The organism is Plastoroseomonas hellenica (assembly GCF_018129085.1).
GTDB classification, from domain to species: domain Bacteria; phylum Pseudomonadota; class Alphaproteobacteria; order Acetobacterales; family Acetobacteraceae; genus Plastoroseomonas; species Plastoroseomonas hellenica.
In genome coordinates this window covers 25165-43313 of the sequence record NZ_JAAGBB010000026.1, presented here as the reverse complement: position 1 = coordinate 43313, position 18149 = coordinate 25165, and the positions used below count along the sequence as shown (strand labels likewise).

Here is an 18149-nt window from a genome sequence, read left to right as displayed (position 1 = left end):
AAAGGCGGCTCCGTCCCCGGAGCCGCCTTCCATATGGCCCCGAACCGGGCGGATGTCACACCGGCTTCGCGCCGCCCGGCGCCGGGGCGTCACGGCCCTTGGCGAGTTCCTGCTCGACCCAGAGGGAATGGTGCTCCTTCGCCCAGTTGAGGTCGACCTGGCCGCTGCCCATGGCGTCGAAGGCGCCCTCCATGCCGAGGGTGCCGATGTAGATATGCGCAAGAATGGCCGCGATCATCAGCACCGCCAGCACGCTGTGGATGATGTGGGAGAGCTGCATGCCCGCGATATCGGTCGCGAAGAAGGGGAAGATCAGGAAATAGCCGGACACCGCGACCGCGCCGCCGCCCAGGATGGTAATCCAGAACACCATCTTCTGGCCGGCATTGAAGCGCGCCGCCGGCGGATGCGCGCTGCCGACGATGCCGCCGCCCTGGCGGAGCCAGGTGATGTCGCGGCGGTTCGGGATGTTGTCCTTGATCCAGAGCAGCAGCATCAGCAGCAGGCCGAGCGTGAAGGGGAAGGCCAGGAAGTTGTGGGCGTATTTCCCCCATTGCGCGACCGCGGAGAAGGCTTCGGGCCCGACCAGCGGCAGCAGCAGGTGCCGCCCGAAGGTGAGGTTGAGGCCGGAGAGGCCGAGGATGATGAAGCAGCCGGCCACCATCCAGTGATTGGCACGCTCCAGCAGGTTGAAGCGCAGCAGGGTGCGGCCGGAGCGGCCGTCATGCATGCGGATGCGGCCGCGCCACAGGAAGAACACCGCCAGCAGCGTCAGCATGCCGAGCACCGCGACGCCGCCCACCCAGGCGAGGGTGCGGTTGTGGAAGGCGCGCCATTCCCGGCCGGCCGGCTGGATCAGCGTCGCCGCCTGCTGGTTCGGGATGGTGATGCGCCCGACCTCCCGCCGCCCCTGGAGCATGAGCTGCAGCTCCAGCTCGTCGGCCTGGGGCTGGCCGCGGTCGCTGAAGGGAAGCGGCGCCGGCGGGTTCGGCTGGTTGCCGGATGGCGCGGGCGTGGTCTGGGCTTCGCCGGCGATCACGGCGCCGAAGGCCAGGAGCAGGGCGAGAAGCCCGGTGCGGAGCGCGCGCATCAGATCGTCACCGTCTCGCGATAGGCGGTCCGCCAGCCCCAGGCACCGGAGCCGTAGCCGCGCCGCTGCACCCGTTCGCGGTAGATCTGGGCGATCATGTCGCTGTCGCCGGCAAGCAGCGCCTTGGTGGAGCACATCTCGGCGCAGAGCGGCAGCTTGCCTTCGGCGATGCGGTTGGCGCCGTACTGGGTGTATTCGACCGCGGTGTTGTCCTGCTGCGGACCACCGGCGCAATAGGTGCACTTGTCCATCTTGCCGCGGCTGCCGAAATTGCCGACGCGTGGATACTGCGGCGCGCCGAAGGGGCAGGCGTAGAAGCAATAGCCGCAGCCGATGCAGAGGTCCTTGTCGTGCAGCACGATCGCATCGGCGGTCGTGTAGAAGCAGGAGACCGGACAGACGGCGGCGCAGGGCGCATCCGTGCAGTGCATGCAGGCCATGGAGATCGAACGCTCCCCGGGCCGGCCGTCATTGATGGTGACGACGCGGCGGCGATTGATGCCCCAGGGCACCTCGTGCTCGTTCTTGCAGGCGGTGACGCAGGCGTTGCATTCGATGCAGCGGTCGCTGTCGCAGAGGAACTTCATGCGGGCCATGCTGTGCCTCCCTTACGCGGCGCTGATCTGGCAGAGGGTGACCTTGGTTTCCTGCATGAAGGTCACGGGGTCGTAGCCATAGCTGGTCAGCGTGTTCACGCTCTCGCCCAGCACGATCGGGTCGGTGCCCGGCGGGTACTTCCCGCGCCGGTCCTCGCCCTGGTACCAGCCGGCGAAGTGGAAGGGCATGAAGGCGACGCCACGCCCGACACGCTCCGTCACCAGCGCCTTCACGCGCGCCTTGCTGTCGCTCTCGGGGCCCCGAACCCAGACCCAGGCGCCGTCGCTGATGCTGCGCGCCGCGGCGTCGGCGGGGTTGATCTCCACGAACATGTCCTGCTGCAGCTCGGCGAGCCAGCGGTTCGAGCGCGTCTCCTCGCCACCGCCCTCGTATTCCACGAGGCGGCCGGAGGTCAGCACGATCGGGAAGTTCGGCGCGATCTCGCGCGAGCGGTTCTGCACGCTCTGGCCGAGATGCGGCAGGCGGAAGCCGCGCCGATCGGGAAGCGTCGGATACTGCGCGATCAGGTCGGTGCGCGGCGTGTAGATCGGCTCGCGGTGCACCGGGATCGGGTCGGGCAGGTTCCAGGCATCGGCGCGGGCCTTGCCGTTGCCATAGGGCACGCAGCCATGCTCCATGGCGACGCGGATGATGCCGCACGAGAGGTCGGTCGCCCAGCTCGCGCGGTCGATATTCGCGCCGAAATAGCGGTCGAGACTCGCTTTCTCGGCGGCCGTCAGCTCATCGAACCAGCCGAGGCGCTTCAGCACGGCGACGGTGAATTCCGGATAGCCGTCCTGGATCTCGGAGCCGCGCGAATAGCTGCCTTCGGCGAGCAAGGTCTTGCCTTCCCGCTCCACGCCGAAGCGGGCGCGGAACACGCCGCCGCCTTCCTTCACATGCAGGTTGGTGTTGTAGAGGATATGGCTGCCGGGATGGCGCATCTCCGGCGTGCCGAAGCAGGGCCAGGGCAGGCCGTAGAAATCGCCGCGGATCTCGGCCGGCGCGTCCGGCTTGGCGCGAAGCGTCACCAGGTCGAACTTGTCCTGGTGCTGCATGTGCAGCTTGAGCCGCTCCGGCGAGATGCCGGAATAGCCGGTCGAGAGGCTGCCGCGGTTGATCTCGCGCAGCAGGCTTTCCGCCGTCGGCGCGCTGTCGCGGATGTCGAAGGGCTTGAACATCTCCGCCTGGAAGCGGACCGGCATGTTGCGCTTCTCGGCCGCGACGTCGAGCGCGCCGGCCAGGCGGTACATGACCTCGTAGTCGCTCTTCGATTCGAAGATCGGCTTGACGACCTGCGCGCCCCATTGCGCGGAGCGGTTCGAGCAGGTGCGGGAGCCGTCGCATTCGAACTGGGTGCAGGCCGGCAGCAGATAGGTGCCGTCGCGCCGGTCGGACTGCATGGCGAAGGAGGTCGGGTGCGGATCGACGACCACCAGCAGGTCGAGCTTCTCCAGCCCCTTCTTCGCCTCCGGCATGCGGGTGACGGTGTTGCCGCCGTGACCGAAGACCACCATGCCCTTGATGGTGTCGCGCTGCTGCACCTGGTCCTTCGGCAGCGTCACGGCGTCGAAGTAGCGGGTGGTCGGGATGCCCGGTGTCTCCATCATCGCCTTGCTGTCGAAGCGCGCGATCATGGATTCGTAGGAGACGTCCCAGACCCGGCACCAATGCCGCCAGGCATTCTCGTCAAGCCCGTAATAGGCGGGCAGCGAGGTGACATCGAGGCCGAAATCGGTGGCGCCCTGCACGTTGCAATGGCCACGGAAGATATTGGCGCCGGTGCCCGGCGCGCCGACATTGCCGGTGGCGAGCAGCAGGATCGAATAGGCCCGCACATTGGCGGTGCCGACCGTCTTCTGGGTGGCGCCCATGCACCAGATCAGGGTCGCCGGCTTCTGCGTCGCGAAGAGCTCCGCCACCTTGCGCATCTGCGCGGCCGGCACGCCGGTGACGCGCTCGCATTCCTGCGGGTTCCACTTGGCGACCTCGGCGCGCACCTTCTCCATGCCGAAGACGCGCTGTTCGATGAACTGCTTGTCTTCCCAGCCATTCTCGAAGATGTGCCAGAGCAGGCCCCAGATGATCGGGATGTCGGTGCCTGGGCGTATCCGCATGAATTCGGTGGCGTGCGCGGCGGTGCGGGTGAAGCGCGGATCGATGACGATCAGGTTCGCCCGGTTGATCTCCTTGCCCGACAGGATGTGCTGGAGCGAGACCGGATGCGCCTCCGCCGGGTTGCCGCCCATGATGATCATGGTCTTGGCATTGCGGATGTCGTTGTAGCTGTTGGTCATCGCGCCATAGCCCCAGGTGTTCGCGACACCTGCGACCGTGGTCGAATGGCAGATGCGCGCCTGGTGGTCGACGCTGTTGGTGCCCCAGAAGGCGGCGAACTTCCGATAGAGATAGGCGCCCTCGTTCGAGAACTTGGCACTGCCGAGCAGGAAGACGGAATCCGGGCCGGAGGCCTGGCGGATCGCCATCATCTTGTCCGCGATCTCGCTCAGTGCAGTGTCCCAGCTCAGCCGCTGCCAGGTGCCGCCCACGAGCTTCATCGGGTATTTCAGGCGCCGGTCGCCATGCACCAGCTCGCGCACCGAGGCGCCCTTGGCGCAATGCGTGCCCCGGTTGATCGGGCTGTCCCAGGAGGGTTCCTGCCCGACCCAGACGCCGTTCTGCACCTCGGCGGTCACGGTGCAGCCGACCGAGCAATGGGTGCAGATATTCTTCACCCGGGTGACCGGCTGCGCATGGTCGAGCACGCCCATGGAGCCTTCGGCGGCCTCCACACGGCCGGTGCCGAGGCTGCCGAGGGCCGCGAGCCCCGCGCCGGTGATGCCGGCCTGGCGCAGGAAGGCGCGGCGGTCGAGCCCGCCTGCGGAGAGGCCCTGATAGGCGGAGGCGAGGCGCTGCTTCGCGGCGCGGCCATCGGAGCGCTTGATCAGCATGATCGCGGGTCCCCGGTCAGTATTCGTAGCGGTTGGTGCGGTAGAAGGCGGCCACGTCCTCGGTGACGCGGTAGCGTGCCTTCAGCCGGTCGGCCTCATTCTCCTTCCGCGCCTGGCCCGCGGGCACCTGGTCGGCGCGCTGCGCGGCGGCGGGAGCAGCGGCTGCCGCAGCCGCGGCCCCGATGCCAAGCGTCCGCAGGAAGCCCCGGCGCTCCGCGATCTTGTCGTCTTTCCCGCTCATGTCCTGTCCCTCCGGGTCATCCATCAGGCCGGCAGCTCGGCGGCTGCCGTCTCGATCTCGATCGCGATGCGGCCGAGCGCGCCGACCGCACGATAGAAGCGTGCCGACCCCGCACCCTCCAGGTCGGCGAAGGCGCGCGCGGCCCATGGCTTGATATGGCGTGCGAAGAATTCGGCGGGGTCACCGGCGAAGCGGGCTTCCATGAGCCCGGCCATCACGTCGCAGACGAAGGCGAGGTGATCCTCCGGCTCCGGCACGCCGGCCGCCCGCTGCGCGCCGATGCGCCCCAGCGTGGCGCGCAGGTCGGCCAGCGGCCGCTCATGCAGGAAGCCGGTCAGGTAATAGCTGGCATAGGGCAGCAGCTCGCCACGCCCGACGCCGATGAAGAGGTCGAAATACTCGCGCTCGATCGCCTCGGGCCCATGTCGCGTGGCCGCCTCGGCGAGGCCGGCATAGGCCCGGCCGAGCGGCGAGGGATCGCCCGGGAGCCGCCGCAGTCCGTCGAGCAGCGCCGCATCCGGCGCCGCCGAGAGCAGGCGCCCGAGCAGCGCGAAAAGCCGTGCGCGCTCGGCATCCAGCCTGTCGATCACCGCCATTTCGCTCATCGACCTGACCAGCGCCATCCCTTGTCCCGGCAGCTCTTCCATGCCCCGGCGAGCCTGCCTCTTCCGTATCCGATCATCTTGGTCGGACTTCCCTCCTGTCATCACATAAACACCAGGGAAGCTCAAGAAAGTTGCGCGCCGGAAAGTGCATGCAGAGCATGGGTCGCGTTACTTGCGAACGCTTCGCAACTTCAGGATGGCATTGCGGAACCATGCCGCCGCGGGCGCGGCACCGGATCGGGTTCCGCCGACACCGTATCGATGCCCGTGTCAGGCGCCGCCTCCGCCAGGTGCAGCGGCGGTGCAGGCTGCGGTTCCTCAACCTCGGCCGGCGGGACGTCGGGCATGGAGGGCGTTTCGGCTGCCGCCGGCGCTTCAGGCTCAGGCGGTGCGCCGATCGCCTGGGCCAGCAGCTTCCCCACGTCGCCCGGCAGGTCCAGGGAAAAGCCGGGCACGCCATCGGGCGCGTTGAAGTCCCAGGCATAATCGGCCGGGCCGACGAAATCACGGATGCCGGTATCCAGTGACCAGATGCGCCGCAGCGCCTGACGCTTCAGGATCTGCGGCACGCCGCGGGCGAGGAAGCCGGAGATGTCGCTCTCCGCCGTCAGGCTCTCGATCGATGGCAGCGAGGCGATGTCGAAGGGTTCCTCCTCTGCCGGCTCGGCGACAGGCGCATCGTCCGGCAGCGCGGCGACCGGCGCGGCGGCTTCCGGCGGTGCGGGCTCGACGGGGGCCTCGCCGCGCGCGATCGCCTGCTTGCGCCGGGACCAGCGGGAGAGGAAGCCTCCCTCACTCATCCTCGTCTTCCTCCATGCGGCGGCCGCCGGGACGGAGCCCGAGGGAGTCGGTGTCCTGCCGGTCGCGCTTCCGCTTGTGGAACGCGCGTTCGACATGGTGCTGTGCCACGAAAGCTTCCACCCGGTCACGCAGCGCCGCCGGCATCGGCAGCGCCTCGACGATGTCGGAGCCGCTGTCGGTGTAAAGATGCGCTTCCCCGGCATCGACGGTCGCGGTGTGCAGAACAAGGCCGGTCGGGCTCTCGCCTTGCCGCAGCACCACCCAGAGGCGCGGCAGCTCGGCCTGCAGGTTGTGCAGATAATTCGTGGTGTCGGTCGGATAGAGCGCCAGCTCCGCAGTGCCGGCATGGAACAGGGCGCGGTCGCCATCGTCGCGGAGCAGCGTCCAGTCGGGCAGCGCCGGCGCATCCTCCTGCACGCCGACCGCGCGCCAGACCCAGTCCTGCCAGGGCGTGACGCCGCGCCGGCGCTCGACGATCACCGTGACGGGCCAATGCATGGTGCCGGGGATGACAAGCGTCATGCCGCCTGCTCCCGCGCGATCAGCGGCAGGCCGGCGACCAGGTTCTGCGGCTTCAGGCGCAGCCGGTTCGCGGCATCCATCGCGAGCGCGAGATAGATCGGCTTGCCCGCCACGCGCGGCAGCACCCGCGACCGGTCGGCGAATTCCAGCACGCCGAGCCAGAGGATGCGCGCCAGCCGCGCCTGCTTCACCTTCTTCCCATGCCAGAGGTCGTTGGCGATCGCCGTCGCCTCGGCATCCAGGCCGACATGCCAGTTCCAGTCCCGGTCCTCGATCACCGGCACGGCGCGGATCGTCACCGCCTCCCCGAAGACGTGCAGGATGAAGCGTTCCAGCGCGCGGGCGAGGCCATGCTGGCCAGGGCGGTTCTCGGCGATGTCGAGCGCCATGTCATGCGCGTCGGAGCGTCCGGCATAGGCGGGGCCATTCGCTTCCGACAGCACGTCGAGCTCCACCTCGCGCGGCGGCGCGCCGGCTTCGACCATCAATTGCCCGAGCGCCCCGAAGCCGCCATCGGCGGCGCGCATCTCCAGCACCTCCTCATCGGCCAGCAGCATGGCGCCCTGGTGGATGGCGACGCGCTGGGTGCGGAACAGCAGCTCCCCGGCGCGGAGGGTGAAGGGGTCGCCGACGCCGTCCAGTGCGGCGCGTGCGACGAGGTGAGTCAGCATTTGCAGGAAAATCGGCGGGATGCCCGACACGCCCGCCCGAAACAGCGCGATCCAGGCCGCCTCGAGCGTCGGATGCTGGGCGACGCGGTCGCGGAAGCCCAGGAAGACCTGCCAATTCTCGCGCGCATCGGCATCCGCGATGGCGGCGATCTCGGTGGGCGGCACCGCCCGCAGCGGGGTGTCGCGCAGGCCATCGAACAGGGCGCGCTCGGCGGCGCAGGCCTCCTCCGGCGGCAGCAGCTCCGGGCGCGCGAGGAAGGCGCGCCAGAGATCGTCGGTCGCCACCAGCCGCCCCGCCGCGTCGCGGTCGCAGAGGTGATGGCCGGAGGCGACCCAGAAATCGCCGGGGATCAGCGCATCCATCAGCGCGGCTCCTCTGCGAGGCGCGTGAGGTCGGGATGTTCGGGCGCGTCCTCCTCGCCCTCGGTCGCGACGATGCTGAAGACCGGCAGCGCGTTGCGGTCGGCGGGGCGGCGATGCAGGGTGCGGAAGCGTTCCCGCGTCGCGCCATCCTCCACGCTGCGCGCGACCGCGATGACGGTGCCGGGCGGATGTTCGCAGAGGCTCTCCGCGAAGGCGATCTCCTCCTCGGCCGCGGCGCGGGCGGCGGCGGCGTCCGGGGCGCCGAAGGCGTCGCGGATATGCCGCGCCAGCGCGGCCAGCGCCGCCTCGCGCTCCGCCGGCGTCGCCTCGGCGACCTCGACCAGCGTCGACCAGCCGAAGGAGGCGAGGCCGAGGAAGCCGCCGCGGAAAGCCTGGCGGCGCTTGCCCGCCAGCGCTTCCAGGTCGTCGTCCCAGAAATGGAAGCCGCCCGGCACGGCCCATTCGCCGGGCGCCGCGGCGCGATCGAAGACCACGGCATCGGAGGCATCGAGGCGGAGCGTGCGCGGCAGCTTCGTCATGCCGCCAGCTCCAGCGCGGCGGCGAGCGGGATGCGCTCGCGCTGGCCGTCACGTTCCAGGACCAGATCGCCGGAGACCGGATCGATGCCGCGCCGGGCGCCCTCCTGCCAGGGCGCATGCTCCAGCCGGGCCAGGTATTTCTCCGCCAGGCGGCGGGTGCCGTCGGGTCCTTGCCACTCGGCAAAATTCGCCATCAGGTGTCGCGCCCAGGCGGCGACGACATCGGCGGCCGTGGTGTCGTCATAGCCTTCCTCCTGCAGCGCCGTGCGATCCGGCGTGCGGCCGGCTTCATGGGCGGGCGGAAAGGCCAGGCGCAGGGCGAAGCCGGCGACCAGCCAGTCCGGCACCGCATTCTCTTCCGCCGCATCGGGGGCGGCCAGGCGCAGCGCCGCGACCTCCGCGCCGTTCATCAGCAGGGTCGCCGGCCAGCGGATGGTGACCGGGATCTCCGGCGCGCCGAGTGCCACCAGCGCATCGCCGAGCGCATTGGCGGCGCAGAGCAAAGCCGGGCGCGCGGCCAGCAGGATCTGCTCCGGCTCCAGCACCACGGCCGCTTCCACCCGCTCCAGCGCGCTCACCCAGACCAGGCAGCCGGCGCCCTTCTCCGGCGCCAGGGCGATGGCGCGGCGCATCGCATCCTGCCCTTCCCGCAGGTGCAGGATGGGATCGAAGACGGGCGGCAGCTCGGGCAGGCCGGACGGCAAGCGGGCGTGTCCTCTCTCGCAACACGAAGCAGTGGGTCCTATATGGCCCTATCGGGGGCTTGGGGAAGCGGGATGGCCGAAGCGCGGACCGTGTTCGTGTGCAGTTGCGAGGATACGATGCCGCTGGACGCAGGCGCGATCGCGCGCGGCTGCGGCGGTGCGCTGCGCACGGCGGAACAACTCTGCCTCGGGCAGATGGAGCGCTTCACGGCCGCCCTGGCGGAGGGCCGGCCGATCACCGTCGCCTGCACCGCGCAGGCGCCCCTGTTCCGGGAGGCAGCGGAGGATGCCGGCAGCGACCTGCCGCTGATCTTCGCCAATGTACGGGAGCATGCCGGCTGGTCGCGCGACGCGAAACGCGCCGGGCCCAAGATGGCGGCGATCCTGGCCGCCGCCGCCGAACCCATGCCAACGGTGCCGCTGACGCCGCTGACCAGCGAGGGCGTGGCGCTGATCCTCGGCCGCGATGCGGCGGCGCTGGATCTGGCGGAGACGTTGAAGGACCGGCTCGACCTCACGGTGCTGCTGACCGGCGCGGAGCCGGTGCCGCCACGCCCCACCACTGAGTATCCCGTGCTGCGCGGGCGCGTGCGGACGGCGACCGGCTGGCTCGGCAATTTCGATCTGGCGGTCGATGGCTATGCGATGCCGCGCCCCTCCTCCCGCGATGCCTATGCCTGGGGGCCGGCGCGCGACGGTGCGCGGAGCCGCTGCGATATCGTCATCGACATCAGCGGCGAGGCGCCGCTGTTCCATGAGACGCGGCAGGGCTACCTGCGCGCCGATCCCGGCGATGCCGCCGCCGCGGCGCGCATCGCGCGCGAAGCCGGCGAGCTGGTCGGCAGCTTCGACAAGCCGCGCTTCATCGCCTTCGAGGCCGGGCTCTGCGCGCATAGCCGCAACCGGCGGACCGGCTGCACGCGCTGCCTCGACCTCTGCCCGACCGGTGCGATCACGCCGGGCAAGGACAGCGTCGCGATCAGCGCCGAGATCTGCGCCGGCTGCGGCGCCTGTGCCGCGGTCTGCCCGACCGGTGCCGCGCAATACGCGCTGCCGCCCTCGGATGCGATGGCAGGCCGCATCCGCCGCATGCTGTTGGCCTACACCGAGGCGGGCGGGCGCGACGCCGTGCTGCTGCTGCACGATGCGGCGCAGGGCGAGCCCCTGCTGGATGCGCTGGCGCGGCATGGCGACGGGCTGCCGGCGACGGTGCTGCCGCTGCGCGTGAACGAGGTGACGGCGGTCGATCTCGGGCTGATCGTCGGCGCCTTGGCCTGGGGCGCCGGCGCGGTGCGCCTGCTGCTGCCGGCAAAGCGCCCGCATGGCAGCGACGGGCTGTTCCGCACGATCGACTATGCAGCCGCCGCCCTCGGCGGGTTGGGGCTGGAGCAGCCGGTGCCGCGGGTGGCCGCAATCGAGACGGATGATCCCTTCACCCTGGGCGAGACGCTGTCTGCGCTGCCGCGCATGGGATACGCGCATGCGCCGGAGAGCTTCCTGCCGATGGGCGCGCCGCGCGAGATCCTGCGCGCCGGGTTATCGGCGCTGCACCGGGCCTCCGGCGGCACCGCCACCACCGTGCCGATGCCGGCGCAGGCGCCCTTCGGCGTGGCGCGGGTCGCGGCCGATGGCTGCACGCTCTGCCTCGCCTGCACCAGCGTCTGCCCGACCGGCGCCTTCAGCGCCAATCCGGAGGCGCCGCAGCTCCGCTTCCTCGAGGATGCCTGCGTGCAATGCGGCCTCTGCGCCGCGACCTGCCCGGAGAAAGTGATCACGCTGGAGCCGCGGCTCAATTTCACGCCCGAGGCGCGCCAGCCGGTGGTGGTGAAGGAGGAGGCGCCCTTCCACTGCTTGCGCTGCCAAAAGCCCTTCGGCACCGCGAGCAGCATCGCGAAGGTGAAGGCGAAGCTCGCCGCGCATTGGATGTTCGCCGATCCCGCCCGGCTCCGGGTGCTCGAGATGTGCGAGGATTGCCGGGTGATCGAGGCGACCGAGGGTGGCATCGATCCCTATGCCGGCCCTACGCGCCCGACCGCCAAGACAACCGAAGACTGGCAGCGCGAAGCGGAACGGGCGAAGCGTAGCGACGCCTGACCCTCGGCCCCTCTCCCCTCCGCCGGCATCCCGCGTCAGGATGCTCCCAGGAGAAGGAGACAGCCCATGGCCGAGACCAATCTGCGCGTGCTGCTGAAGCGCCGCCCGAACGGCGCCCCGGTGCCGGAGGATTTCGAGATCAGCGCCGGCCCGGTGCCGGAACCCGGCGAAGGCGAGGTGCTGGTGCGGCACCGTTTCGTCTCGCTCGACCCCTATATGCGCGGCCGCATGTCGGACGCGAAATCCTATGCCAAGCCGGTGGCGCTCGGCGAGGTGATGGAGGCCGCGGCGGTCGGCGAGGTCATCGCCTCCCGCGATCCGCGCTTCGCGCCCGGCGATCACGTGACCAATGCCTTCGGCTGGCAGCAGTTCAGCGCCGTGGCGGGTTCGCGGCTGATCAAGGTGGATCCGAAGGAGGCGCCGCTTTCGGCCAATGTCGGGGTGCTCGGCATGCCCGGGCTCACCGCCTGGGTCGGGCTGCAGGATATCGGCCAGCCCAAATCGGGTGAGACCGTGGTGGTGAGTGCCGCCTCCGGCGCCGTCGGCCAGGTGGTCGGGCAGATCGCGAAGCAGCGTGGCGCGCGGGTGGTCGGCATCGCCGGAGGCCAGGCGAAGTGCGACTTCATCCGGACCGAGCTCGGCTTCGACGCGGCGGTGGACCATCGCGGCGACCTGAACGCCCAGCTCGACGCCGCGTGCCCGGATGGAATCGACGTCTATTGGGAGAATGTGGGCGGCGCGGTACAGGAGGCGGTCTTCCCGCGCTTCCGCGACTTCGGCCGCATGGTGATGTGCGGGATGATCTCGCAATACAACGAGGCACCGGGGGCCGACGCCAAGGGCGCGCCGGCCGGGCCGAATCTGGGCCCGGTGGTGCGCAAGCGCCTGCGCATCCAGGGCTTCATCGTCAGCGACAGCGGCTGGCAGCGCTATGGCCAGTTCCGGTCCGAGATGCTGGATTGGATCGGAAACGGAAAGTTGCACTGGCGTGAGGATGTGGTGGAGGGTATCGAGAAGATGCCGGCCGCCTTCATCGGGCTGCTGAAGGGCGCGAATTTCGGCAAGCTCGTGGTGAAGGTGGATTGATGCGGGGATGGCTGCGGCGCCTCGGTCTGGCGCTGATGTTGGTCGCCGGGGCGGTGCCCGCCCTGGCGCAGGGCTGGGGTACGAAGCCGGAGCCGCTGCCGCCGCAGGGCGGCAGCTATGCGCCCGCGCAGCCGGCCCCCATGGCACCAGCGCCATCCGCCGGGCCCCAGCAGGGCCAGCGGCCGCAGCGCTGCGCGCCGCAACTGGCGAACGGCTGCCTCGGCATGCAGTCCTCCTGCCAGGTGGCCTGCCCCGGGACCTGGAGCAGCAACCCGGCCGCGCCCGCCTTCACGCCGACCGACCGGGCGGGCTGCATGCAGCGCTGCTTCACGCAGTACCAGCGCTGCATGACGCAGTATGGGTGCTGGTGAGCCCAGGCCCGGATTGAGCCTCACGCGCTCCGCTTCGGCTTCGGCGTCCGCGGCCGGTCGAAGCCCAGGAATTCGAAGCTCGCCTTCATATGCGGCGGCAGCGACGCCGCGACGCTGATCGTCCCGCCATCCGGGTGCGGCAGGGTGATGGCCCGCGCGTGCAGATGGAGCTGCCCCGAGAGCCCCTCGATATGGGCGCTCGCCTGCCCGTACTTGCCATCGCCCAGGATCGGGCAGCCGAGGGCGGATGCCGCATGCACGCGGAGCTGGTGGGTGCGGCCGGTATGGGGCTGCATCTCCAGCCAGGCGGCGCGCTTCTGGGCCATGTCCATGACGCGGTAATAGGTGACCGCGTGCACGCCCTGCCCGTCCTCCACCGGCGTGACCCGCTCCCCGCGCGGGCCGCCGATCTTGTCGAGCGGCAAGTCGATGCGGCCTTCCAGGATGTCCGGGCGGCCGACCGTGATCGCCCAATAGGTCTTCTCGGCATCGCGGGAGCGGAAGGCGCTGGCGAGCTTCGCTGCGGCGCGCGGATTGCGCGCCAGCAGCAGCACCCCGGTGGTGTCGCGATCCAGGCGATGCACGAGGTGCGGCCGATGCTCGGACCCGAAGCGCAGCGCGTCGAGCATGCCATCGAGGTGGCGCTTGATGCCCGGGCCGCCCTGCACCGGCAGGCCATAGGGCTTGTTGATCGCGATGACGCTGTCGTCGCGGTAGATGACGCTCTGGACCAGGTCCTTGGCGTCATGCTCGGAGACGAAGCGCTCCCCGCGCATCGCCGGCGGCGGCGCGTCTGGCAAGGGCGGAATGCGGATCTCCTGGCCGGCGGTGAGGCGGCTATTGGCCTCGGCGCGCTTGCCGTCGACGCGGATCTGCCCGGTGCGCAGCATCTTCTGCAGCGCGCCCTGGGAAAGCTGGGGGTAGTGGCGGCGGAACCAGCGATCGAGCCGGGCATCGGCGTCGCCGGGATCCACCTGGCGGGTGGTGATGGTCATGCGGGTGTGTAGGGCATTTCGCGCCGCGGCGTCAGCGCCGGCCGCGCGGGGGTGATAGGCTTCCCGCGCGAATGTCGGGGAGGAGAATGGCCATGCCCAGCAGGATCAACCCGGTGCCGGAAGGGCGGCCGGCGCTCACGGTTTCGATCGTGGTGGCGGATGCGGCGGCCGCGATCGCCTTCTATGTCGCGGCCTTCGGCGCGGCGGAGGAGTTCCGGCTGACCGAGCCCTCCGGGAAGGTCGGCCATGCCGAGTTGCGGCTCGGCGGCACGCTGCTGATGCTCTCCGACCCTTACCCGGACTATGGCGCGGTGCCGCCGGGCGAGGGCGGCAGGGCCACGCGGCTGCACCTCTATGTCGAGGATGTGGATGCGGCGATCGCCCGTGCCGTCGCGGCTGGTGCCAGGGTGGAGCGGCCGGCGACCGACCAGTTCTATGGCGACCGCAGCGGGACGATCATCGACCCGGCCGGGCATGCCTGGCACCTGGCGAGCCGGCGGGAGGATGTGAGCCCCGCCGAGATGCAGGCGCGCTGGGACAAGATGATGATGGAAGGGTGATAAACATTGCCCCTCAGACGCCGGGCGGGCGGCATCCGCCGCCCTTGGCTTCGCCGCATTAGCGGCGGGCCGCATTCGCGGCCTCGGACCGGTCAAACGACCGGTCCGTTAGGTGCGTGTCAGCGCCGCGCCAGCCAGTAGCAGAGTGCGAAGGCGGCGAGCCCCAGCGTCAGTGAGGCCGCGACATAGGTAACCGAAAGCCAGGGGGAGCGCTGCCAGAGCACCCCCGTCTCCAGCGAGAAGGCGGAGAAGGTGGTGAAGCCGCCCAGCACGCCGGTGATCAGGAAGAGCCGCAGGTCGCCCGAGAGGCCGATGCCGCCCAGCACGCCGATCGCGGCACTGCCGATGACGTTCACCGCCAGCGTCCCCCAGGGGAAGGCGAGGCCGAATTGCAGCACCGCCCAGGCGGAGACCAGGTAGCGCGCGACGGAGCCGAGGGCGCCACCGGCGGCGACCCAGAGGACGGAGGTGAGGCTCACGGGCATGTAAGCGGGGGCAGGGCGAGGGCTCCTCCGGCGCGCGGCGGCCGGGTGTAGGCTGGTGTAGGGTTTTCTATTTAGAGCGTACACGCGCGCGGACGGTCTAAATGCAAAACCCTACACCAGCCTACACCGCCGCTCCGCCACGTCATGACGTGCCGCCGCGCTTGGCTTTTTGCGCAGCCCAGTAGTCCAGGCGCTTCCTGATCTCGCGCTCGAAGCCGCGCTCATTCGGCTGGTAGAGTTCCGGCTGCCGGTCGCCGCGCAGCGCCTCCGGGAAGAATTCCTGCCCCGCATAGGCATCCGGGTAGTCATGGTCGTAGCGGTAGCCGGCGTGATAGCCGAGCTCCTTCATCAACCGCGTCGGCGCGTTGAGGATGTTCATCGGCGGCGGCACATGGCTGGTCTCCCGCGCCAGCCCGGTCGCCGCTTCGAAGGCCATGTAGGAGGCGTTGCTCTTCGGCGCCGTCGCGACGTAGCTGATCGCCTGCGCGAGAAACAGCCTTCCCTCCGGCCAGCCGATCCGCTCGAAGGCCTGCCAGGCGGTGATGACCTGCACCATCGCCTGCGGATCGGCCATGCCGACATCCTCGCTCGCGGCGCAGGCCAGCCGCCGGAAGACGGCTTCCGGCGCTTCGCCTGCCACCATCATCCGCGCCGCATAGTAGTGCGCGGCATGCGGATCGGAGCCGCGGAGCGATTTGTGGAAGGCCGAGAGCAGGTCGTAGTGGCCGTCACCGGCCTTGTCATGGCTCGGCAGGCGCCGCGTCAGGGCGCGGCCCATCGCCGCGACATCGAGCGGTTCCGGGGCATCGATGGTCTGAAGCTGCTCCACCAGGTTCAGGAGGTAGCGGCCATCGCCGCCGGCCATGCCGAGCAGCGCCGATCGCGCATCGGCATCGAGCGGCAGGGCGCGGCCGAGATGCGCCTCCGCCCGATCCAGCAAAGTGGCGAGGGCGGCTTCGTCCAGCGCATGCAGCACGAAGACCTGGGTGCGCGACAGGATGGCGCCGTTCAGCTCGAAGCTCGGGTTCTCGGTGGTCGCGCCGATCAGGGTGATGGTGCCGTCTTCGAGGTAGGGCAGGAAGGCATCCTGCTGGGCGCGGTTGAAGCGGTGGATCTCGTCGCAGAACAGCAAGGTCCCCTGCCCGGCCACACGCCGCCCGCGCGCGGCGTCGAACACCTTGCGCAGATCGGCGACCCCGCCCTGGATCGCCGAGACCGCTTCGAACTCGAGCTCCGTCTCGCGGGCCAGCAGGCGCGCGATGGTGGTCTTGCCGGTCCCCGGCGGCCCCCAGAAGATCATCGAGGTGATGGCTCGCGCCTGGACCATGCGCGTGATGGGCCCGTCGGGGCCGAGGAGGTGGTCCTGGCCGATCACCTCCGACAGGGAGGCGGGGCGCAGCCGGTCGGCGAGCGGCCGCGGCGCCTGCCCCTCGAAGAGGCCCGGTTCGGAGCGGACGCGCCGGGTCACGCGGGCAACCTGCCGGCGGACGGAGCGGGGGCGGGGCGGAGAGGCATGGCCATCGCCTGAAGAATGGGCCTTCCGGGCGATGTGATCCATGCCCGGATGGTCCCTCATCCTGCATCCATGGCATGCAGGCGATATGATTCGATTGGAATACGACGTCACGCCCGCGGATTTCGAGGCGTTCAACCTGCACATCGCCTACCAGCCGCGCCTCAGGGCCCAGCGGCGGCGGCAGGCGATCGCGATCCTGATCTTCTTTCCGATCGTGGTGATGACCATCGGCCTGTTGTTTCCGCCGCCCAAGGGCGGCCCGGACCTGATCTGGTACCTCGCCGCGCAGCTGGGCTTCGGGCTGGTGGTGGCGGTGGCGATGATCCTGTTCTCGCACCTGGCCTTTCGCCGGCGCCTGCGCGCCCAGGTGCGGACCATGCTGGGGCGGAACCCGCGCGAGAGCTTCCTCGGGAAGCAGCAACTCGAGGTCGGGCCGGAGGGCGTCACCATCGACAGCCCGCTGCTGCGCGCCACTTATCGCTGGCCGGCGGTGGTGGGGGCCGAGGAGACGGAGGCGCATCTCTTCATCATGCTGGGCGAGGTCTACGGCATCATCGTGCCGAAGCGCGGCCAGGACGCCGCGGCGCTCGCCGCGCTGCGCAGCACGGTGGCGGCGTCAGCGCGGGCGTCCGAGCAGCAGGGCGCCGGCGGATAGAAGCTGGATGACCGCCGCCGTCGCGAAGAGCAGCGGCGCACCGGCAGGGACGGCGGCTGCCTCCGCGCCGATATCCCGCAGCAGGCCGAAAGCGGCCGGGGCGAAGGCATAGCCGGCCTGGCTGATCGCGGTAACCAAAGCGACGACCCGCGGGACATCGGCGGGTGCGAACTCGCCCTGGGCGATCAGCGGCGGCAGCGAGGTGACGTTGCCGAGGCCGAGCCCGAACAACCCGCAGCCGAGCAGCACCAGCGGCACCGAGGTGCCGGCCGCGAGCAGCACGATGGATCCGCAGGCCTGCAGCGCGACGTTGGCGGCGGCGACGGAACGGCGGTCGGCGCCCGGGCGCAGCACCAGGCCGAGCAGCGTGCGGCCGCCGACCGCGAGCGCGGTGACCGCCCCCATGGTCAGGCCGGCGCCACCGGCGCCGAGCAGCGGCACCAGCAGGGAGAAGAGCTGCGCCACCAGGCCGATTTGCGCGAAGAGGCCGAGGGTCGCGGCCCCCGCCAGGGTCAGGAACCGGCGGTCCCGCCAGGGGCTGGCCAGGGGCGCTGCCGGCTTCGCAGCGATGGGCGCGGGCGCCGTCGCGCCCGCCTCCGCGCCATCGGGCAGCAGGCCCATGGCAGCCGGTTGGCGGCCCAGGTAGCGGCCGGCCAGGACCCAGAGCACGACGGCAACCGCCGCCGCGACGATCAGCGCGGCCAGCGGGAACCCCGCCCCCGCGATCAGCGCGACCCAGAGCGGGGAGAAGACCACGCCGCCGATGCTGGCGCCGTTGAACGCCATGCCGAGCGCCGCGGGGCGGCGGCGGATGAACCAGGGCGAGATCATCGCATTCAGCGCGGCGCCGCTGGTCATCGCCCAGCCGGCGCCGCTGAGCAGCGTCGCGGCGAAGAGCTGCCAGGGTTCGCGCGCGAATGCCCAGCCGAGCAGGCCGAGGGCGGTCAGCAGCCCGCCGGCGCGGGTGACCGCGACGATGCCGAAGCGGCGATGCAAAGCTGCCAGATTGGCCACCACCGCGGCGCCGAGCAAAAAATGCGTGGTGATCGCGGCCGAGACCAGCGCCACCGGCCAGCCATGGGTGCCGTGCAGGGTCTGCAGGAAGACCGGCGGCCCGTAGAAGCCGATGCCCCAGGCGAAGACCGCGATGGTGAAGGCCGCGCCGGTGACGCGCCAGCCGAAGAATCCTGCCCGGCTGGGCGTTTGCGCGATAGAGATATCCGACATGACGCTCTGGCTCCGCTGTCGCGGCGGGTTTGGCGCCATCGGGCCAGGCGATGTTGCGGCCCCGGCCGAAGCGTTC

At 70.5% G+C, this 18149-nt stretch carries 19 protein-coding genes; 5 read left to right on the top strand and 14 right to left on the bottom strand.

The window, feature by feature from the left end:
* Positions 1-55: 55 nt before the first annotated feature.
* The 10 genes from GXW71_RS20625 to GXW71_RS20580 all read right to left on the bottom strand — a co-directional run bounded on the left by GXW71_RS20625 (position 56) and on the right by GXW71_RS20580 (position 9084).
* A complete protein-coding gene (locus GXW71_RS20625) occupies positions 56-1090 on the bottom strand; it encodes a formate dehydrogenase subunit gamma (RefSeq protein WP_211854560.1) in 1035 nt (344 codons plus the stop codon).
* Positions 1090-1686 carry a formate dehydrogenase FDH3 subunit beta gene (gene fdh3B, locus GXW71_RS20620; RefSeq protein WP_211854558.1) on the bottom strand — a complete coding sequence of 199 codons (597 nt, stop codon included), beginning with the start codon at positions 1684-1686 and terminating at the stop codon, positions 1090-1092. The genes GXW71_RS20625 and fdh3B overlap by 1 nt, the downstream gene beginning before the upstream one ends.
* 12 nt (positions 1687-1698) lie before the next feature.
* Entirely contained in the window at positions 1699-4638 is a 2940-nt protein-coding gene (locus GXW71_RS20615) for a formate dehydrogenase subunit alpha (RefSeq protein ID WP_211854556.1), read from the bottom strand.
* A gap of 16 nt (positions 4639-4654) precedes the next feature.
* Positions 4655-4879, bottom strand: coding sequence for a twin-arginine translocation signal domain-containing protein (locus tag GXW71_RS20610; RefSeq protein WP_211854554.1), 225 nt, complete (start codon positions 4877-4879; stop codon positions 4655-4657).
* Positions 4880-4902: 23 nt separating this feature from the next.
* The gene (locus GXW71_RS20605; protein WP_246526745.1) at positions 4903-5526 is read right to left on the bottom strand and encodes a TorD/DmsD family molecular chaperone; all 624 of its coding nucleotides are present in this window, start codon (positions 5524-5526) and stop codon (positions 4903-4905) included.
* A gap of 149 nt (positions 5527-5675) precedes the next feature.
* A complete protein-coding gene (locus GXW71_RS20600; protein WP_211854552.1) occupies positions 5676-6284 on the bottom strand; it encodes a DUF3306 domain-containing protein in 609 nt (202 codons plus the stop codon).
* Positions 6277-6807, bottom strand: a complete 531-nt coding sequence (locus tag GXW71_RS20595) for a DUF3305 domain-containing protein (protein ID WP_211854550.1) — start codon at positions 6805-6807, stop codon at positions 6277-6279. Before GXW71_RS20595 ends, GXW71_RS20600 begins: the two co-directional genes overlap by 8 nt.
* On the bottom strand, positions 6804-7841 hold the full coding sequence (locus tag GXW71_RS20590; RefSeq protein ID WP_211854548.1) for a DUF6352 family protein: 1038 nt from the start codon (positions 7839-7841) through the stop codon (positions 6804-6806). Before GXW71_RS20590 ends, GXW71_RS20595 begins: the two co-directional genes overlap by 4 nt.
* Positions 7841-8380, bottom strand: coding sequence for a DUF6505 family protein (locus tag GXW71_RS20585; RefSeq protein WP_211854546.1), 540 nt, complete (start codon positions 8378-8380; stop codon positions 7841-7843). The genes GXW71_RS20590 and GXW71_RS20585 overlap by 1 nt, the downstream gene beginning before the upstream one ends.
* On the bottom strand, positions 8377-9084 hold the full coding sequence (locus tag GXW71_RS20580) for a biotin/lipoate--protein ligase family protein (RefSeq protein WP_211854544.1): 708 nt from the start codon (positions 9082-9084) through the stop codon (positions 8377-8379). The genes GXW71_RS20585 and GXW71_RS20580 overlap by 4 nt, the downstream gene beginning before the upstream one ends.
* Positions 9085-9201: 117 nt before the next feature.
* Between GXW71_RS20580 and GXW71_RS20575 the strand changes: the two genes are divergently transcribed.
* The 3 genes from GXW71_RS20575 to GXW71_RS20565 all read left to right on the top strand — a co-directional run bounded on the left by GXW71_RS20575 (position 9202) and on the right by GXW71_RS20565 (position 12635).
* A complete protein-coding gene (locus tag GXW71_RS20575) occupies positions 9202-11178 on the top strand; it encodes a 4Fe-4S dicluster domain-containing protein (protein ID WP_246526744.1) in 1977 nt (658 codons plus the stop codon).
* Positions 11179-11244: 66 nt separating this feature from the next.
* The gene (locus tag GXW71_RS20570) at positions 11245-12264 is read left to right on the top strand and encodes an NADP-dependent oxidoreductase (RefSeq protein WP_211854541.1); all 1020 of its coding nucleotides are present in this window, start codon (positions 11245-11247) and stop codon (positions 12262-12264) included.
* Positions 12264-12635, top strand: coding sequence for a hypothetical protein (locus GXW71_RS20565; protein WP_211854540.1), 372 nt, complete (start codon positions 12264-12266; stop codon positions 12633-12635). The genes GXW71_RS20570 and GXW71_RS20565 overlap by 1 nt, the downstream gene beginning before the upstream one ends.
* 20 nt (positions 12636-12655) lie before the next feature.
* On the opposite strand, the gene GXW71_RS20560 is transcribed toward GXW71_RS20565, so the two are convergent.
* Positions 12656-13630: an RluA family pseudouridine synthase gene (locus GXW71_RS20560; RefSeq protein WP_211854539.1), complete on the bottom strand. Its 975-nt coding sequence runs from the start codon at positions 13628-13630 to the stop codon at positions 12656-12658.
* Between the two features lie 92 nt (positions 13631-13722).
* Here GXW71_RS20560 and GXW71_RS20555 point away from each other — a divergent pair, with 92 nt between their 5' ends.
* Positions 13723-14190: a VOC family protein gene (locus GXW71_RS20555; protein WP_211854538.1), complete on the top strand. Its 468-nt coding sequence runs from the start codon at positions 13723-13725 to the stop codon at positions 14188-14190.
* A gap of 119 nt (positions 14191-14309) precedes the next feature.
* Here the strand turns inward: GXW71_RS20555 and crcB are convergent, their stop codons facing one another.
* Entirely contained in the window at positions 14310-14675 is a 366-nt protein-coding gene (gene crcB / locus GXW71_RS20550; RefSeq protein WP_211854537.1) for a fluoride efflux transporter CrcB, read from the bottom strand.
* A 142-nt stretch (positions 14676-14817) separates the two neighbouring features.
* Positions 14818-16143, bottom strand: coding sequence for a replication-associated recombination protein A (locus tag GXW71_RS20545; protein ID WP_367617338.1), 1326 nt, complete (start codon positions 16141-16143; stop codon positions 14818-14820).
* A gap of 133 nt (positions 16144-16276) precedes the next feature.
* Between GXW71_RS20545 and GXW71_RS20540 the strand changes: the two genes are divergently transcribed.
* On the top strand, positions 16277-16846 hold the full coding sequence (locus GXW71_RS20540; RefSeq protein WP_211854536.1) for a YcxB family protein: 570 nt from the start codon (positions 16277-16279) through the stop codon (positions 16844-16846).
* Here GXW71_RS20540 and GXW71_RS20535 read toward each other — a convergent pair.
* The gene (locus GXW71_RS20535) at positions 16808-18073 is read right to left on the bottom strand and encodes an MFS transporter (protein ID WP_211854534.1); all 1266 of its coding nucleotides are present in this window, start codon (positions 18071-18073) and stop codon (positions 16808-16810) included. The genes GXW71_RS20540 and GXW71_RS20535 overlap by 39 nt on opposite strands.
* Positions 18074-18149 lie beyond the last annotated feature (76 nt).

Excerpts from the sequence above, each read along its gene's own strand:
- GXW71_RS20625 (WP_211854560.1), bottom strand. The coding sequence starts at position 1,090 with ATGCGCGCGCTCCGCACCGGGCTTCTCGCCCTGCTCCTGGCCTTCGGC.
- fdh3B (WP_211854558.1), bottom strand. The coding sequence starts at position 1,686 with ATGGCCCGCATGAAGTTCCTCTGCGACAGCGACCGCTGCATCGAATGC.
- GXW71_RS20615 (WP_211854556.1), bottom strand. The coding sequence starts at position 4,638 with ATGCTGATCAAGCGCTCCGATGGCCGCGCCGCGAAGCAGCGCCTCGCC.
- GXW71_RS20610 (WP_211854554.1), bottom strand. The coding sequence starts at position 4,879 with ATGAGCGGGAAAGACGACAAGATCGCGGAGCGCCGGGGCTTCCTGCGG.
- GXW71_RS20605 (WP_246526745.1), bottom strand. The coding sequence starts at position 5,526 with ATGGAAGAGCTGCCGGGACAAGGGATGGCGCTGGTCAGGTCGATGAGC.
- GXW71_RS20600 (WP_211854552.1), bottom strand. The coding sequence starts at position 6,284 with ATGAGTGAGGGAGGCTTCCTCTCCCGCTGGTCCCGGCGCAAGCAGGCG.
- GXW71_RS20595 (WP_211854550.1), bottom strand. The coding sequence starts at position 6,807 with ATGACGCTTGTCATCCCCGGCACCATGCATTGGCCCGTCACGGTGATC.
- GXW71_RS20590 (WP_211854548.1), bottom strand. The coding sequence starts at position 7,841 with ATGGATGCGCTGATCCCCGGCGATTTCTGGGTCGCCTCCGGCCATCAC.
- GXW71_RS20585 (WP_211854546.1), bottom strand. The coding sequence starts at position 8,380 with ATGACGAAGCTGCCGCGCACGCTCCGCCTCGATGCCTCCGATGCCGTG.
- GXW71_RS20575 (WP_246526744.1), top strand. The coding sequence starts at position 9,202 with ATGCCGCTGGACGCAGGCGCGATCGCGCGCGGCTGCGGCGGTGCGCTG.
- GXW71_RS20570 (WP_211854541.1), top strand. The coding sequence starts at position 11,245 with ATGGCCGAGACCAATCTGCGCGTGCTGCTGAAGCGCCGCCCGAACGGC.
- GXW71_RS20565 (WP_211854540.1), top strand. The coding sequence starts at position 12,264 with ATGCGGGGATGGCTGCGGCGCCTCGGTCTGGCGCTGATGTTGGTCGCC.
- GXW71_RS20560 (WP_211854539.1), bottom strand. The coding sequence starts at position 13,630 with ATGACCATCACCACCCGCCAGGTGGATCCCGGCGACGCCGATGCCCGG.
- GXW71_RS20555 (WP_211854538.1), top strand. The coding sequence starts at position 13,723 with ATGCCCAGCAGGATCAACCCGGTGCCGGAAGGGCGGCCGGCGCTCACG.
- crcB (WP_211854537.1), bottom strand. The coding sequence starts at position 14,675 with ATGCCCGTGAGCCTCACCTCCGTCCTCTGGGTCGCCGCCGGTGGCGCC.
- GXW71_RS20540 (WP_211854536.1), top strand. The coding sequence starts at position 16,277 with ATGATTCGATTGGAATACGACGTCACGCCCGCGGATTTCGAGGCGTTC.
- GXW71_RS20535 (WP_211854534.1), bottom strand. The coding sequence starts at position 18,073 with ATGTCGGATATCTCTATCGCGCAAACGCCCAGCCGGGCAGGATTCTTC.